General features: G+C 39.8%; 19 protein-coding genes. 14 read left to right on the forward strand and 5 right to left on the reverse strand.

The genetic code is table 11. The annotated features are described in order from the left end of the window. Positions 1-498 precede the first annotated feature (498 nt). From MHH41_RS08315 to MHH41_RS08325, 3 genes are all read left to right on the forward strand, one after another. Complete coding sequence (locus MHH41_RS08315; RefSeq protein WP_050944959.1) at positions 499-972, forward strand: CarD family transcriptional regulator; 474 nt, start codon at positions 499-501, stop codon at positions 970-972. Positions 973-1,286: 314 nt separating this feature from the next. Further along, a complete protein-coding gene (locus tag MHH41_RS08320; RefSeq protein ID WP_050944957.1) occupies positions 1,287-2,036 on the forward strand; it encodes a poly-gamma-glutamate hydrolase family protein in 750 nt (249 codons plus the stop codon). 165 nt (positions 2,037-2,201) lie between these two features. Next, on the forward strand, positions 2,202-3,350 hold the full coding sequence (locus tag MHH41_RS08325; RefSeq protein ID WP_003211287.1) for a Rap family tetratricopeptide repeat protein: 1,149 nt from the start codon (positions 2,202-2,204) through the stop codon (positions 3,348-3,350). Between the two features lie 91 nt (positions 3,351-3,441). On the opposite strand, the gene MHH41_RS08330 is transcribed toward MHH41_RS08325, so the two are convergent. Beyond that, the gene (locus MHH41_RS08330) at positions 3,442-4,767 is read right to left on the reverse strand and encodes a S8 family peptidase (protein ID WP_340866102.1); all 1,326 of its coding nucleotides are present in this window, start codon (positions 4,765-4,767) and stop codon (positions 3,442-3,444) included. Positions 4,768-5,352: 585 nt separating this feature from the next. On the opposite strand from MHH41_RS08330, the gene MHH41_RS08335 reads away from it, so the two are divergent. Further along, positions 5,353-6,087, forward strand: coding sequence for a poly-gamma-glutamate hydrolase family protein (locus MHH41_RS08335; protein ID WP_003211920.1), 735 nt, complete (start codon positions 5,353-5,355; stop codon positions 6,085-6,087). A 77-nt stretch (positions 6,088-6,164) separates the two neighbouring features. Next, positions 6,165-6,614, forward strand: a complete 450-nt coding sequence (locus tag MHH41_RS08340; protein ID WP_003211845.1) for an OsmC family protein — start codon at positions 6,165-6,167, stop codon at positions 6,612-6,614. A 47-nt stretch (positions 6,615-6,661) separates the two neighbouring features. On the opposite strand, the gene erbB is transcribed toward MHH41_RS08340, so the two are convergent. The 4 genes from erbB to MHH41_RS08360 form a co-directional block, all read right to left on the reverse strand. Next, entirely contained in the window at positions 6,662-7,030 is a 369-nt protein-coding gene (erbB, locus tag MHH41_RS08345) for an SMR family multidrug efflux transporter EbrB (protein WP_034662159.1), read from the reverse strand. A gap of 15 nt (positions 7,031-7,045) precedes the next feature. Then, positions 7,046-7,363 carry an SMR family multidrug efflux transporter EbrA gene (gene erbA / locus MHH41_RS08350; RefSeq protein ID WP_309216743.1) on the reverse strand — a complete coding sequence of 106 codons (318 nt, stop codon included), beginning with the start codon at positions 7,361-7,363 and terminating at the stop codon, positions 7,046-7,048. Between the two features lie 2 nt (positions 7,364-7,365). Next, the gene (locus MHH41_RS08355) at positions 7,366-7,908 is read right to left on the reverse strand and encodes a TetR/AcrR family transcriptional regulator (protein WP_050944952.1); all 543 of its coding nucleotides are present in this window, start codon (positions 7,906-7,908) and stop codon (positions 7,366-7,368) included. Positions 7,909-8,020: 112 nt separating this feature from the next. Then, the gene (locus MHH41_RS08360; protein WP_309216746.1) at positions 8,021-8,275 is read right to left on the reverse strand and encodes a spore coat protein; all 255 of its coding nucleotides are present in this window, start codon (positions 8,273-8,275) and stop codon (positions 8,021-8,023) included. Positions 8,276-8,379: 104 nt separating this feature from the next. On the opposite strand from MHH41_RS08360, the gene MHH41_RS08365 reads away from it, so the two are divergent. From MHH41_RS08365 to MHH41_RS08405, 9 genes are all read left to right on the forward strand, one after another. Continuing rightward, entirely contained in the window at positions 8,380-8,781 is a 402-nt protein-coding gene (locus MHH41_RS08365) for a YmaF family protein (protein WP_003211728.1), read from the forward strand. Between the two features lie 69 nt (positions 8,782-8,850). After that, on the forward strand, positions 8,851-9,807 hold the full coding sequence (miaA, locus tag MHH41_RS08370; protein ID WP_310023813.1) for a tRNA (adenosine(37)-N6)-dimethylallyltransferase MiaA: 957 nt from the start codon (positions 8,851-8,853) through the stop codon (positions 9,805-9,807). Positions 9,808-9,832: 25 nt separating this feature from the next. After that, the gene (hfq, locus tag MHH41_RS08375) at positions 9,833-10,054 is read left to right on the forward strand and encodes an RNA chaperone Hfq (RefSeq protein WP_003211269.1); all 222 of its coding nucleotides are present in this window, start codon (positions 9,833-9,835) and stop codon (positions 10,052-10,054) included. Between the two features lie 161 nt (positions 10,055-10,215). After that, complete coding sequence (locus tag MHH41_RS08380) at positions 10,216-10,548, forward strand: YmzC family protein (protein WP_106035495.1); 333 nt, start codon at positions 10,216-10,218, stop codon at positions 10,546-10,548. A gap of 79 nt (positions 10,549-10,627) precedes the next feature. Next, complete coding sequence (locus MHH41_RS08385; RefSeq protein WP_003212415.1) at positions 10,628-10,840, forward strand: hypothetical protein; 213 nt, start codon at positions 10,628-10,630, stop codon at positions 10,838-10,840. A gap of 265 nt (positions 10,841-11,105) precedes the next feature. Further along, entirely contained in the window at positions 11,106-11,498 is a 393-nt protein-coding gene (gene nrdI / locus MHH41_RS08390; protein ID WP_008360380.1) for a class Ib ribonucleoside-diphosphate reductase assembly flavoprotein NrdI, read from the forward strand. Further along, positions 11,458-13,560: a class 1b ribonucleoside-diphosphate reductase subunit alpha gene (nrdE, locus tag MHH41_RS08395; RefSeq protein ID WP_003212060.1), complete on the forward strand. Its 2,103-nt coding sequence runs from the start codon at positions 11,458-11,460 to the stop codon at positions 13,558-13,560. Before nrdI ends, nrdE begins: the two co-directional genes overlap by 41 nt. A gap of 17 nt (positions 13,561-13,577) precedes the next feature. Next, positions 13,578-14,558: a class 1b ribonucleoside-diphosphate reductase subunit beta gene (nrdF, locus tag MHH41_RS08400; protein ID WP_003212452.1), complete on the forward strand. Its 981-nt coding sequence runs from the start codon at positions 13,578-13,580 to the stop codon at positions 14,556-14,558. 84 nt (positions 14,559-14,642) lie between these two features. Continuing rightward, the gene (locus tag MHH41_RS08405; protein WP_340866105.1) at positions 14,643-15,260 is read left to right on the forward strand and encodes a hypothetical protein; all 618 of its coding nucleotides are present in this window, start codon (positions 14,643-14,645) and stop codon (positions 15,258-15,260) included. Positions 15,261-15,263: the final 3 nt, after the last annotated feature.

The raw sequence follows: 15,263 nt of genomic DNA on the forward strand, positions 1-15,263 counted from the left end.
TGAAAAAAACCGGCTTTTCAGCCGGGAAAACAAAAAGCAGTTGAAAGCGTCAGGTGCTAATATGAGAAGCCATGTCTTCTTCTACGACGCTTCTTACAACTGCTGCAGACACTTTTAGGGTAATAATAGGGATCGTAGCTTCTAGAAGTATCCCAGAAATCGCTCTCAAACCAATCATCTTTTTTATGATGAAACTTTTTTTCTTTACATGGGTCCTCATGGCAATGATCGTCATGCTTTTTATAACAGTTTGAGTGGGAATGTTTGCACTTGCATTTGCACATTGTCATCCCTCCTAAATGTGACTCAATGCTAGTATATGCACGAATAAGACAAGGGGACTGGATGGTGGCGCATCTTCTGTAAAAAAAGGCTTTTTCTCAAAAATTCAAATGAAAAGAATTGACTAGTGCTAAAATAACATGATAAAATATAAATTTTTATCCAACGATGAAATGTGTTATAATCAAATTGTGAATACTTTCGGAGGTGGCGGATTTGTTTCAAATAGGTGATAAAATTGTTTATCCTATGCATGGTGCCGGTGTGATTGAAGGAATGGAAGAAAAAGAGATTTTAGGTAAGACGGAGGAATATTTTCTGATTCAAATGCCGAATATGCAGATGATGATCCCAAGAGGCAGAATCAATCAACTAGGTATTCGTCAGGTAGCAGATCAAGCAACGCTGAAAGTTGTGATGAACAATTTTGCAGAAGAAACAAACGACGACACGCTTACTTGGAAGCAAAGATATGATGAAAATATGAAAAAGCTAAAAACAGGTGCAATCGAAGACGGTGCAGACGTTGTCAAAGATCTGATGAGACGAAATCAGAAGAAAGCATTAAATTCAAGTGAAAAGAAGATGCTTGAAGATGCTAGAGGCATGTTAGTGAGTGAAATTTCTCTTGCACAAGGGCTTTCACAAGATGAAGTCCTTTCAGCTTTAGAGAATGAACTAAGAATTTAATGATGGATATACAATAATTGGCTGTAAACAGAAGGGCATCCCTTTTGTTTGCGGCTTTTTTTGTTTGAAATCAGAAAAACATGTCCATTTTTGTAGGTGATTTTAACTAAAGCTAAAATAAGGTCATACGATGCAGTTTTTTATTCAAGCAGCGAATGATTCAAAGAAGTCAGAAATACCTAGAGCGGCATAAAAAAACAGGAAAGTTCTCCTGATTCATTTAAATGAGCCGGACAACCTTTGAATTCTGTTAGCCATTGATAGTAAAATAATGCGATAAGATGACACCTAAGAGAATGAAAAGGAGCGGTGAAATGAAAAGGCTACTGATATGTGGATTCATCTTTCTGATCCTATGTGCTCTTTTAATGGTGAAATGCAGCCATTCTGTTCAAGAAAAAAAAGAGCAAAAGAAACATCAAGAAGAGGTAGAAAAGTATCAAAAAGAGCGAAAAAAAGGGGATCGATACGACAGTTTTAAACAGCTTATTCGGCATGAAAGAAAAGGGTATGAAATAGAATTTCACGAAAAGGGCGGAAGTGATTTACTCGTCTTTTCTCCTCATGGAGGGGAAATTGAACCAGGAACAAGTGAAATTGTAGAAGCATTTCAACAAAGATACTCGACGTATTTGTTTGAAGGAACGAAACAAGACAACAATCGTGATTTGCATATTACAAGCACCAAGTTTGATGAACCGATATTGGTCCAAATGATTAAAACGTATCCCTTCTCCATTTCCATCCACGGCTATAAAAGTGATAAAAAGCACACGCTAGTTGGCGGGACAAACGAAAAAATGAAAAGAGCAGTTGTACGAGAGTTAAAAGATCGAGGATTTTCTGCAGAAATGGTGCAAGAAGGCGAACGGCTTTCAGGAACAGATCCTAAAAATATTAATAATCGAAATGCAAGTGGTGAAAGCGTTCAGCTAGAAATTAGTACGGCGCAGAGAGAATCTTTTTTCGACCATTTTGATACGAGAAAAGGAAAGAAAAAAGCATTCAGACGTTATATCCGTGCTTTAAAAGAAGTATTAAGAGAATTTGACCCAACTTCGTAGTAAAATCGTTTTGATGGGTAAAAGTACTCCATTTAAACTTGGTAAAAAAGATAGAAATATGCGAAATGAACATAAATCATGCAATAAATTACAATTTGCCTTAAAAACATAAATTATGTAAAATAATAGTTATCAGTTTGATATGATAGAATGGGGCTGAAGTGGATGGCACATAAAATACCATCTTCCGAAGTAGGTGTAAAGATCAATCAATGGTACACGCATATTTGCAAATTTGAAGTCGAACAAGCAAACGATATGAAGCGCCTTGTTGAAGAAGAAATTCATGAGATGGAAGAGGATCAAGATTTGCTTCTATATTATTCTCTAATGGATTTTCGCCATCAACTGATGCTTCAGCATTTAACGCCAGTCCATGCAGGGAGTGAAACACTTCAAGCCGTGTCTTTTCCGAAAGAAATGGAAGATGGAGAAGATGAGATGACAGGCTTACTTGGCTATTACTTTCATTTTTTTCATGGAATGTATGCGTTTATCCAGCGCCGATACATCGAGGCCATTTCCTATTACAAGCATGCGGAACATCAACTGATCTTAGTGACAGATGAGATTGAAAAAGCGGAATTTTACTATAAAATCGCTGAAGTATACTATCATATGAAACAAACTTATTTCTCCATGCATTATGCTAAAAAGGCGAGAGACATTTATAAGAAACATCAGCTTTATGGAAAAAGAAGCATTCAATGTGATTTTGTCATGGCAGGTAATTGTATTGATGTGAGTCAGCACCAAAAAGCGCTTCCTTACTTAGAAAAAGCGTTAAAGGTTTGTGAAGCGATGGAGCGGAAAGAGTGCACATCTTATTTTAAAGCGATGGCTCTTAATAACTTAGGAGCTTGTCATTATAGTATGGGAACGTACCATACAGCGACAGTCTTTTTTGAACAAGCCATTTCCCTTTATCAAAAAGATCAAGCATCCACGATGATCAAATCATTATTTTCACTTGCTCTTACATGGTTTAAACTCGGAGATATCGAGCGGGCGGGTGAGGCTATACGTAAAGGAATGAACGAGGCTTGTTTATTGGAAGATGAAATTTATCAGTTGAAATTTCAATTTTTACAGGCGCTTTATATAGAAAAAGACAGCTGTGAGCAATTAAGATCGGCACTATTTGGACTGCGAAGCAAAAAAATGTTTGCTGATTTAGAGGAATTAGCACTTGATGCGGCTAATTATTATAAGGAACGCGACATGTACAAGGAATCCTCCACTTTTTTTGAGATTGTGATCGAAGCGCGTACGCACATTCAAAAAGGAGATGAGATGTATGAGAACGAAGCATAACATGTCAGCTGATCAAGTAGATGAAAGACTTCACACGTAATAACAGACAAAAACAACACCCTTTACGAATCAACGTAAAGGGCTTTTTTATTTATTCTTTGATGGCTTTTTCTGCGTCAATGGCACCTGCCCCGTAAATCATCGGGTCATCCCCAGACCACTTGCTTGTATTTTCTTTTAACAGGGTTTTGACCTCATCGGGCGTTAAATCTGGTGAATGCTCTAATAGAAGAGCACAAATACCAGCGCAAATCGGTGTTGCCATAGATGTGCCAGATAACGTCGTGTAATCATCATCGACTCTGCTTGATTTGTCGAGTTTATCTAGAAAGGATCTTGGTGATCTGAGAGAGACGATGTTTACTCCTGGTGCAAGGATATCAGGCTTTGTCTCACCATAAACAGTAGGACCTCTGCTTGAAAATGGTGCCACGATATCATCGTTTGATTCTGGTGTATTCCGGTCATCAAAAGCGCCAACCGTAATCACTTTTTGACTGACGGCAGGGCTCGCAATCGTTTGACTGTTAGGACCAGAGTTTCCGGCTGCGACGCATACTACAATGCCTTGATCCCAAGCAGCATTGACAGCACGCACCATCGGATCGTCCTGTTCGTCATCATAACGCTGAGCATCTCCGCCTAGTGACATACTCATAATATGAATCGGATCATCAGGGTGATCTTCATTGAACTGGATGCACCATTCAACCCCTTCTATAATAGTAGAAAGCGATCCAGCCCCTTGTTTATTTAACACTTTTACGCCAATTAAATGAGCTTTTGGAGCAGGTCCTTTGTACAAGCCATCTGAGGCCGATCCGTCTCCAGCTACATCTCCAGCGCAGTGAGTACCATGCCCGTTATCATCATAAGGCTTTGTTTTTTGCTTGACTAAGTCCACAAAATCGCGAATTCTTCCTTCTAAATCTTCATGCGGATAAATTCCTGTATCAATGACAGCGACCGTAATGCCTTCCCCAGTTAAGGATGTACCGTTTCGGAAGACTTCATCCGCGTGACTAGCTTGTGTGGCCACATCCAGAAGTGCATGAACTTTCCGGTCTAAATAAATTTTACGAATATGCTCACCATTTGCTAACAGCTCCTCTAAAGCGGCCGGTGTTAGGTCTGCAGCGCAGCAGTCGATATGTGAAAAGTGCCGTTTGATATTTGTTTTTCTACTTTTTTTCATGAGCTGTTTTGTGCTTTGAATCCCTGCTTCGACCGCGTCTTCCTTAAATTCAATAATTACACGAAGCTTCTTTCTCTTCTTTAATCTTCCTTCAAAGAAACGATGAAGAAAGCATGGCGTCCATTTAAAAGGTTTATAAAGGTGAAGGACGGTCTCTCTTAAAGGCTGATCTAGTTTACTAGCATGTGTCCTGACCATTTGCACCATAGAAAATCCAAACATGTGATGCCCTCCATTCTAGCTATCCATTCTTGTACACTCTTACGTTATGAGAATGAGAGCTGCTTTGTTCGGATTCTTGTCCCTTCTTTTCTTCATATTGGCGGCTTACTCATTTCTGATGAAAAAGAAAAGCGCTTACATTTTGTAAAATAATAGAAAAAGGTGGAAAACATGTAGAATCAGCCGATGATAGGTGGGAGAGTTCTTCTTAGAGAACCGGTGAAACAAACGATTTTGCAGAAAAAAAGGAGGGGTTAGACAGGGTCAATGCTCATACAAATGTGACTTGTCACAGAGGAAAAAAATCAAATCCATATAAAAACAAGCCGAATTAAAGAAAACAGACTGGATAGAACTAGGTCATTTTAAACATAACTTCGTTTGTCTGTCATACTATTCTAACTCTGTTTTCAAAGACGAGAGGCGTTTCTGTGTATATAAATGCAATTATCTTATTTTTGAGGAATCTCATGATCTAGAGTGTTATGATCAAATTTGAAGAGAAAAAGTGGAAAAAATGAAAAGAAATGATGATTCAATATAAATCATAGAAACGGCTTAGAAATCTGTTAAAGGAGAACGGGAATGAAGAAGTTTTTTGCTTTGCTTCTCCTGCTTGCGATCGGATGGGGCGTTTATTATACAATGCAAGCACAGGAACATGATGAGCCATTGTCATCAGGTGGGGAAGACGAAAGCGGTTCAAATGATATTTATCGCAATTTTAAAGAACTGGAAGAAAACGAATCAACAAGCAGCTATCAAATTACAGCCAACCCAGTGCCTGGAAGCCGTCTTCTTGTGATGTCACCCCATGGCGGGAGAATTGAAGGCGGCGTGAGTGAGATCGTCCATTTTTTCGATAATGATTTCTCTACGTATTTGTTTGAAGGTTTAAGAGAGAATGCATCAGAACTTCATGTGACAAGTACAAACTTTGATGAGCCAGTCGGCGTCGCGCAGGCAAAAGCACACGATTATATCTTAGCAGTGCATGGATACAAAGGTGAGGAAGGCATTGACCATACGCTCGTTGGCGGAACAGATTACGACCGTGCAGAAAAAATAGTGAACTCATTAGAGCGGAACGGATTTTCTGCTGAACTGGCTGTCGCACACGCAACCCTGAGCGGAACAAGCAATCATAATATTAATAATCTTACTAAAACAGGGCAAAGTGTACAGCTAGAGATTAGTAGAAGTCAGCGTGAAGCTTTATTTGACAGTTTTGACTTTCGGCGGCGGTCGAGTACAAAAAACGAGACGTTCTACCGGTATGTCAGGGCGATTCGGACAGTGCTGGATGAGGAATATACATAAAGATGGTGCACATGTTAAGACAAGCAGCGTGAATTCTTGTTACACTATAAAAAGTGATAACAAAAGGAGAGACGAATATGGCGCGTCATCATTTTCATCTTCAGGCGAGCTGGCCTGGCCTGCGTAACGATGTGGGTACAATCTCATGCGAACAGTTAAAAACGAAGATTTCAATTCCAAAAGAAATGGACGGTCCCGGCATCGGAACAAATCCAGATGAGATGCTCTTAGGTGCAGCGGCTACGTGTTATATTATTACACTTGCCGCTATGATGGAGCGGAGCCAATTAGAAAAAGAGGATCTCACAATGAGTTCTGAGGCTGTCGTAGATGTGACAAATGGTGTGTTTACATATGAAAAAATCATTCACCGGCCTGTCATCATCCTCAAAGCCTCTGCTTCTCCGCAAGATATTGAGCTGGCCCGCAAGCTCGCGCACAAAGCCGAAAGCTCATGTATGATCTCAAGAGCTGTTCAAGGAAATGTGGACATTTCCTTAGAAGAAACCATTCAAGTCGACGGGTAAAAACAAAAAGTCATTTTCTCTTAATGAAATGGAGAAAATGACTTTTTTTATGACGTCCATTCGGTTTGATCGATTTGTTCTTTGTTTTCTTCCTTTTGTTTTTTTGACAGGTTCAAGACAATCACGCCACATATCACAAGTGCAAGACCAATGAAGCCTTTTATGTGAATGGTTTCGTTAAACAGCACGAGTCCGATAAGAGCAGTAAGTGCTGTTCCAACGCCAGACCATGTTGCATAAGCAGACGAAAGGTCAATCGTTTTAAGTGCCAGACTGAGGAAGGTAAAGGCACACCCAAATCCGATCAGGACCCCAATGCTCGGCAGCAGTTGCGAAAAACCTTGTGAAAGCTTCAGCATCGTACTGCCAAAAACCTCTGTCAAAATAGCCCCTGTTAAATAGAGCATACCTTTCATAATCTCTCACATCCTTTATGACATATTTAAAAGTACGACCCCTGAGACAAGCATCGCCATCCCAAAGATTGCTCTTTGGTTCAAGGTTTCTTTGAAAAAGAGCACGCCAAAAATAGCCGTGAGGACTGTACCAACCCCAGACCATGTTGCGTAAGACATGCTAAGCGGAATGATATTCAGTGTCAATGACAGCATATAAAAGGCAAGTGTATACCCAGCAACAACGACAGCGCTAGGCTTAAAGCGAGTAAAGCCATTTGAGAATTTTAACATCACGGCGCCAATGGCTTCTGAAAAAATGGCCACAGCTAGAAAAAGATATCCGAGGATCATGATCATCCCTCCTCTAATAGGTGTAAAATCCGATGAAGTAAAAGGGTTTTTTCCTCTCGGTTCAGCGGTTCAAGCTGAAACATTTCTGAAAACCATATTCCATCACATGAAAGGCGGATCAGCTGGCTCAATGCAGGGTCATTGATTTCCTCAGCTGCTTTCGCTTTGAACTCTGCATAAAAATCACGCCAAGGGTTCAATAACGCTTCATCAAATGACATGGTGGCCAGCATGCTTGTACATAACTGGGTCGTGTTTTGCATATCAAGATCATTTAATGTCGCCAAAATATATGCACGTACATAAGGAGCCTTTTCGTTTTTGTATGTTTCCTGATACGACTCAAGCTGCTGACGAAAGCAGACAATCGCGTGCTCATTCATTTTTTGGATGAGCTCTTCCTTGCTTGAAAAATGATAAAGCAGGCCGGCCTTGGTCATATGTGCATGCTCTGCTACATGCTGAAGGGTAAGCTGACTTAATCCTTCTTTTAAAATCGTACGAGCAGCTGCCTCAAAAATTTGCTCTTTTTTGGTTTTAGACATAAAAAAAACACCTACTTTACTGAACGGTCGGTAAAGTAAATGTTAACCCATGAAAAACTAGTGTGTCAATCGATTCATTTTATGAAAGGTTGTTTTCACTTACAAGTCATATTTAATAATAAGGGTATGGTCCATATGGCGGATATGGTGGTGGATAAGGATAGCCATATCCATATCCTGGAGCAAGCAGGGACCCTGCAAGTAGTCCTCCAGCAAAACCACCTAAAAATGGAGGGCCAAAAAATCCAGGTCTCCCAAACCCAAATCCAGGTCTTCCAAACCCAGGGCCTCCAAATCCAGGTCTTCCAAATCCAAAAGGTCTTCTCATGTCTTCTTGCATAAATGGCGGTGCATCAAAATAATTCATAAAAAAAGGCTCCTCTCACATAAAATCACTGTAACTGACATCAGTGTATTCGATTGGCCTATATGTGTTTGGATGAACGCCTATGATAAGGAGGAATGTTAAAAATGGGCCTGTATCCATCTGATTGGGCAAAATGCCCGCCGCATGCTCATGCCTATAAAGCACGAACGGATGTAACAGAAGAGCATTATCATTTAATAGAAGGTATTTCTCAGCCAGTCAATGGGAGCAATACCGATCAGCATACTCATTACTATCGCGGGGTCACCTCTTTTGAGAGAGGGCATTTCCACAGATACTACGGCGTCACAGGGCCTGCGATACCGAGATTAGATGGTACCCACTATCACGAGATTGAGGAAGTTACGTTTTCAGCCTATAACGATTCTGTCCCCATTCCGTACGGAGGAGTCGTCTATAGTCCGGACGAAGAGCGGCCGACGCATACGCACCGCTTAAAAGGAAAAACATATGAAGTGGTCGGAAATGAACCACTCGGCTGGTGATGGGCATTATATAGGAGAGAAAGAGAAGTTATGCTATACTGTAGGCAGTTTGTAAAAGAGAGTGATGTTATGAAAAAAACGAAACAACCAGTGATTGTATTAGTAGGACCGACGGCTGTCGGCAAAACAAAACTGAGCATACATATAGCCAAAGCATTTAATGGAGAAATAATCAGTGGTGATTCTATGCAGATTTATAAAGGAATGGACATTGGAACAGCTAAAATCACCCCTGAAGAAATGGATGGTGTCCCGCACCACTTAATTGATATTAAAGAGCCGGCCGAATCCTTTTCTACAGCTGAATTTCAGCAGCTGGTCCGTATGAAAATCAAAGAGATTGCCGCTAGAGGGAAAACACCCATGATTGTCGGCGGAACAGGTTTGTATATCCAATCTGTTTTATATGATTACACATTTACCGATGAGAAAAGTGACCCTGCTTTTAGAGAAGAAATGGCGCTGTTTGAACAGCAGCATGGCTCCCTTCAGCTGCACGAAAAGCTAAAAGCAGTAGACCCTGATGCTGCAAAAGCCATTCATCCGAATAATGTCCGCCGCGTGATCCGGGCGCTGGAAGTGATCCATACAACAGGTCAGAAAATGTCGGAGATGCAAAATGGTCATCAAGAAGTTCCTCTTTATGATACAGCCTTCATTGGGCTCAAAATGGATCGAGAGCTTTTGTACGAGCGCATTCACCAAAGAATTGATATGATGATAGATGAAGGCTTAATTGAGGAAGTGAGCGCACTTTATCAATCTGGCTTGAAGGATTGTCAATCGGTTCAAGCGATTGGTTATAAAGAGTTGTATGCGTATTTTCAAGGTGACTGCTCACTTGATGAAGCTATCCAGCAATTAAAGCAAAATTCCCGTAGATATGCGAAGCGTCAGTTCACGTGGTTCCGTAATAAAATGGATGTCACTTGGTTCGACATGACACCGCCTTGCCACTTTTCAGACAAAAAAGAGGAAATTTTCGCATATATAGCAGGAAAGCTTGGACTTAAAGCGAAACTGTAGTTATCAGAATCAAGGAGGACGAAACATGAAACCGATTAATATTCAGGACCAATTTTTGAATCAAATTCGTAAAGACAATACATTTGTTACAGTATTCTTACTGAATGGCTTTCAGCTTCGCGGTCAAGTGAAAGGCTTTGACAATTTCACGGTGCTGCTTGAAACAGAAGGGAAGCAGCAGCTTATTTATAAACACGCCATTTCTACATTTGCACCTCAAAAGAATGTAAATCTAGAATTAGAATAGGATATGTTCGACCTAATAGCCCCATGCATCTGCGAATAAACCGGCCGGAACCCGCTACGTTTTTTGTCAGTGCAGAGGGGCTATTTTGCATGCCGTGAAACCTTTCTGTCTATTTTGCGTATAATCCCTTATTGGATATGAAGAAAGGTGAGGGAAGCGATATGGAAAATGCAGAGCTTGAATTAAGAAGGATTAGAGTGATCCTTCTACTAGTTGGGATTGTTGTCTTATTTGGATCATGCGCCATTTCAAACATTGAATCAAGACAGGAAAGCTGGCATAACTATTCTAATCAAGATGATCATGGACATATAGATGGCCTATTACAATCAGCTGTTGCACTAAAAAATAATCACTTTGCTGTTGTGAAAGATGATGAAGTACATGTGTACCGGTTTGATGAAAAAGAGGGAGAACTGACCCTTATTAAAACAAAATACATAGATGAGTGGGACGAAGATTATGATGATGATGACGATTCTGTAGAAGAGTAAGCACGTAAATTTACAAATGAATGTGAAGTCGCTACACTATAATCATGCATCAGACATCTAGACAGAAAAGGATGAGTTCATGACACACAAAATTAAAATTAATCATTGGGAACAAACTTGTGAAGACGACTCCTGTTTTGAATATGGAACAAGCGTTTCTGTAAATGGGAAAGAATTAGTCAGAGAAGCTTCAATCGTCTCTGCGCTTGAAGCGGTGCTAAAAGAATTAGGTGTTGAAGTGGAAATTACAGAAGTGTCAGAAGATTTACAGTGCGATGCCTACAAAAAATAAAACAAAAAGTCTAGTCTACTAAGCGATTTTTTTTCGTGTTATGATAGATTTCGGTTTCAGTTGAATAGAGAGTAGAGCAGTCTATTTTTAGATCCTGTTCTGCTCTATTTATTTGAACGTACGAGTTCGGCTATGAATGTTCGGCCGGGTTGGTTGATTTTTTTCGTTTCGAACATCTATATGTTGTGTTTTGAAAAAACATAGTATACTATATATAGTGAATAACGAAATGATCAACAATACTAAAAACTAGGTCGTGATGGAATTGATTCAAATCGTATTTGATTCAAAAACAGGAAATGTTCAACGCTTTTTGGACAAGACCCCTTTTACAGACAAACGAAAATTGACTGGAGAAGAGTTTTTGGATACGCCGTTTATTCTCGTCACCTTTACGACAGGATTTGGACAAGTCCCTAGTACTACTCAATCCTTTTTAGAGAAAAATGCTCACCTTTTACTAGGTGTAGCGGTGAGTGGAAACAAAGTATGGGGAGATAATTTTGCCAAAAGCGCCGATACGATTTCTAAACAATATCAAGTTCCTATTTTGCACACCTTTGAACTAAGCGGAACAAAAAGGGATGTTGAATTGTTTACACAGGAGGTAGAAAGAATTGTCACAAAATCAGGTTCCAAAGTGGATACAATTAAATAACGAGATTATGATTCAAAAAGAAGGAAAGTTTCAGTTCGATAAGGACAAAGAAGCTGTACATAGTTATTTCGTAGATTATATTAATCAAAACACAGTCTTCTTTCACAACTTAGAAGAGAAGATTGATTACTTAATAGAAAACGACTACTATGAGGAAGAATTTTTAAGACAATACAGCATGGCAGATATTAAAGAGGTATTCGAAGCTGCATATGCGAAGAAATTTAGATTCCCATCATTCATGAGTGCGTTTAAGTTTTACAACGACTATGCACTGAAAACAAATGATAAAAAGAAAATCCTTGAACGCTATGAAGACCGCATTTCAGTTGTAGCGCTTTTCTTTGCGGGCGGAGATAAAGAAAAAGCCCTTGAGTTTGTAGAACTGATGATCAATCAGGAATACCAGCCAAGTACACCAACATTCTTAAACGCTGGACGTAAAAGACGAGGTGAGCTTGTGAGCTGCTTCTTGCTTGAAGTGAATGACTCATTAAACGATATTTCAAGAGCGATTGATATTTCAATGCAGCTTTCAAAATTAGGCGGCGGCGTCAGCTTGAACTTGTCAAAGCTTCGTGCAAAAGGCGAAGCAATTAAAGATGTTGAAAACGCGACAAAAGGTGTCGTCGGCGTGATGAAGCTTCTTGATAATGCATTCAGATATGCAGATCAAATGGGACAAAGACAAGGATCAGGTAGTGCCTACCTTAATATTTTCCACAGAGATATTAATGATTTCTTAGATACAAAAAAAATCTCTGCAGATGAAGATGTGCGTGTGAAAACATTGTCCATCGGTGTCGTCATCCCGGATAAATTTATTGAGCTTGCCAGAGAAGATAAAACAGCTTACACCTTCTATCCGCACACAGTCTATAAAGAATATGGACAGCATCTTGATGAGATGGACATGGAAGAAATGTATGATGAGCTTGTAGAAAACCCGAAAATCAAAAAAGAAAAAGTCAATCCGAGAAAGCTTCTTGAAAAATTGGCTGTTCTTCGCTCAGAATCTGGCTATCCATATATCATGTTCCAAGATAATGTGAATAGAGAGCATGCATTAAACCATATTTCACGAGTGAAATTCTCAAACCTTTGCTCAGAAGTGCTTCAAGCTTCAGAGGTCTCTTCTTACGCGGACTATGATCAAGAAGATGAAATTGGTCTTGATATTTCTTGTAACCTTGGTTCATTAAATATCATGAATGTCATGAAAAACAAATCGATCGAAAAAACGGTCAAACTAGCAACAGACTCACTCACGCTTGTATCTGAAACAACAGATATTCGCAATGCACCGGCTGTTCGAAAAGCGAACAAAGCGATGAAATCAATCGGACTTGGTGCGATGAACCTTCACGGGTATTTGGCTCAAAACCAAATGGCCTATGAAAGTGAAGAAGCAAGAGATTTCGCGAATACGTTCTTTATGATGGTGAACTACTATTCAATTAAACGTTCAAGTGAGCTTGCAAAAGAAAAAGGAGAAACATTCCATCGTTATGAAGGCTCTGGCTACGCAACGGGCGAGTACTTCAATAAATACGTGGAGAATGATTTCACACCAAAAACAGAAAAAGCAGCAGCATTATTTGAAGGCATGCACATTCCAACAAAAGAAGACTGGGCAGCACTCAAAGACTTTGTAGCGGAAAATGGCATGTACCATAGCTACCGCTTATGTATTGCACCAACAGGTTCCATTTCTTATGTGCAATCGGCAACAGCCTCTGTTATGCCAATTATGGAACGTATCGAAGAAAGAACATATGGCAACAGCAAAACGTATTACCCAATGCCAGGTCTTTCAGCGCAAAACTGGTTCTTCTATAAAGAAGCGTACGATATGGATATGTTTAAAGTGGTCGATATGATCGCAACGATTCAGCAGCACGTCGATCAAGGAATCAGCTTTACACTATTCCTGAAAGATACGATGACAACGCGTGACCTAAACCGCATCGATCTGTATGCACACCATAAAGGCATTAAGACACTTTATTATGCAAGAACGAAGGATACAGGGCAGGAAGGCTGTCTTTCTTGTGTTGTTTGATTAAAGGAGAGTTTAACGTGACAAAAATTTATGATGCAGCCAACTGGTCAAAACACGAAGATGATTTTACACAAATGTTTTACAACCAAAATGTGAAGCAGTTCTGGCTTCCTGAAGAGATTTCCTTAAACGGGGACCTCTTAACATGGAAATATCTAGGTGAAAAAGAGCGAGATACGTACATGAAGGTACTTGCTGGATTGACTTTACTTGATACAGAACAAGGAAATACAGGGATGCCGATTGTGGCTGAACATGTAGAAGGCCATCAGCGTAAAGCGGTATTAAACTTTATGGCGATGATGGAAAATGCGGTACATGCGAAATCATACTCAAATATCTTCATGACACTCGCACCAACTGAAACGATCAGTGAAGTGTTTGAATGGGTCAAAAAGAATAAATTCTTGCAAAAGAAAGCAGATATGATTGTCAGTTTATACCGTTCGATTCAAAAGGACGATCCGATTTCTCTCTTTAAAGCAATGGTTGCTTCTGTTTATTTAGAAAGCTTCCTATTTTACAGTGGTTTTTACTACCCGCTTTATTTCTATGGACAAGGAAAGCTCATGCAAAGTGGTGAAATCATCAACTTGATTTTGCGTGATGAAGCGATTCACGGTGTATATGTTGGATTATTAGCACAAGAAATTTACAACAAACAAACACCTGACGTGCAAAAAGAGCTATATGATTTCTCGATTGACCTCTTGAACGAGCTTTATGAAAATGAACTTCATTACACGGAAGATATATATGACCAAGTCAATTTATCGCATGATGTGAAAAAGTTCATTCGTTACAATGCCAATAAAGCGTTAATGAACCTTGGATTTGCCCCTTACTTTGAAGAAGAAGAGATCAATCCAATTGTATTGAACGGACTCAATACAAAAACAAAATCGCATGACTTCTTCTCAATGAAAGGGAACGGCTACAAAAAAGCAACGGTTGAGCCGTTAAAAGATGACGACTTCTTCTTTGGAGATGAATCATAAGTAAGGCGTAAAAGTCAAAACGCATCACTCGTTTTGGCTTTTTGCCATTTCATATAATGCGTTACATACTGGAGGTTACCGAACATGGGGAAAATGGATGAAATCATACTAGTTGCACCGCGCACACGCGTATTCCAAAACGAATCGCTTGCGTTTAATGGTGTGAATAGTGAAGAGAAAACAATCAACACCATTATGAAAGAAATCGAAGAGCACTTCAAGCAGATGCGCAGAGGCGATGCGGAAGAAAATCCTGACTTCAAGCAGCCGATTCCTTATGTCGTGATTAAGCGTGAGGACGAAGTGTATGTATATGAAAGGCTTCAAGGCGGGGGAGAGACTCGATTGCATCATAAGTTATCTCTTGGCTTTGGTGGTCACATGAATTTCATCGAAGGCAAAAACTTTGCTGAAATTCTAAAAGAAAATACGGATCGTGAACTAGACGAGGAACTTTCTATTCAAGAAGAAGACAAACTTGAGATGAAAACCCTTGGTTTAATTAATGATGATGACAACAGTGTCGGCCGTGTGCACATTGGACTGTTATCGGCGCTTGAATTATCTCCAGGCGCTCATGTAGAAGTGAAAGAAACAGATCAAATCTCAGGAAAATGGATGAATGCATCCGATTTGAAAAAGCCTGAATACTTCGATCGACTTGAAACGTGGTCTCAATTTGTCGTGAACATTTTAGCATAAAGG

The organism is Bacillus sp. FSL K6-1145, assembly GCF_038003425.1.
GTDB lineage: Bacteria > Bacillota > Bacilli > Bacillales > Bacillaceae > Bacillus > Bacillus pumilus.

Coding starts and splice junctions, on each gene's coding strand:
- MHH41_RS08340 (WP_003211845.1), top strand. CDS start 6,165: ATGGCGCGTCATCATTTTCATCTTCAGGCGAGCTGGCCTGGCCTGCGT.
- erbA (WP_309216743.1), bottom strand. CDS start 7,363: ATGATCCTCGGATATCTTTTTCTAGCTGTGGCCATTTTTTCAGAAGCC.
- MHH41_RS08335 (WP_003211920.1), top strand. CDS start 5,353: ATGAAGAAGTTTTTTGCTTTGCTTCTCCTGCTTGCGATCGGATGGGGC.
- MHH41_RS08365 (WP_003211728.1), top strand. CDS start 8,380: ATGGGCCTGTATCCATCTGATTGGGCAAAATGCCCGCCGCATGCTCAT.
- MHH41_RS08325 (WP_003211287.1), top strand. CDS start 2,202: ATGGCACATAAAATACCATCTTCCGAAGTAGGTGTAAAGATCAATCAA.
- erbB (WP_034662159.1), bottom strand. CDS start 7,030: ATGAAAGGTATGCTCTATTTAACAGGGGCTATTTTGACAGAGGTTTTT.
- MHH41_RS08385 (WP_003212415.1), top strand. CDS start 10,628: ATGACACACAAAATTAAAATTAATCATTGGGAACAAACTTGTGAAGAC.
- MHH41_RS08355 (WP_050944952.1), bottom strand. CDS start 7,908: ATGTCTAAAACCAAAAAAGAGCAAATTTTTGAGGCAGCTGCTCGTACG.
- MHH41_RS08320 (WP_050944957.1), top strand. CDS start 1,287: ATGAAAAGGCTACTGATATGTGGATTCATCTTTCTGATCCTATGTGCT.
- MHH41_RS08360 (WP_309216746.1), bottom strand. CDS start 8,275: ATGAATTATTTTGATGCACCGCCATTTATGCAAGAAGACATGAGAAGA.
- miaA (WP_310023813.1), top strand. CDS start 8,851: ATGAAAAAAACGAAACAACCAGTGATTGTATTAGTAGGACCGACGGCT.
- MHH41_RS08405 (WP_340866105.1), top strand. CDS start 14,643: ATGGGGAAAATGGATGAAATCATACTAGTTGCACCGCGCACACGCGTA.
- MHH41_RS08380 (WP_106035495.1), top strand. CDS start 10,216: ATGGAAAATGCAGAGCTTGAATTAAGAAGGATTAGAGTGATCCTTCTA.
- hfq (WP_003211269.1), top strand. CDS start 9,833: ATGAAACCGATTAATATTCAGGACCAATTTTTGAATCAAATTCGTAAA.
- MHH41_RS08330 (WP_340866102.1), bottom strand. CDS start 4,767: ATGTTTGGATTTTCTATGGTGCAAATGGTCAGGACACATGCTAGTAAA.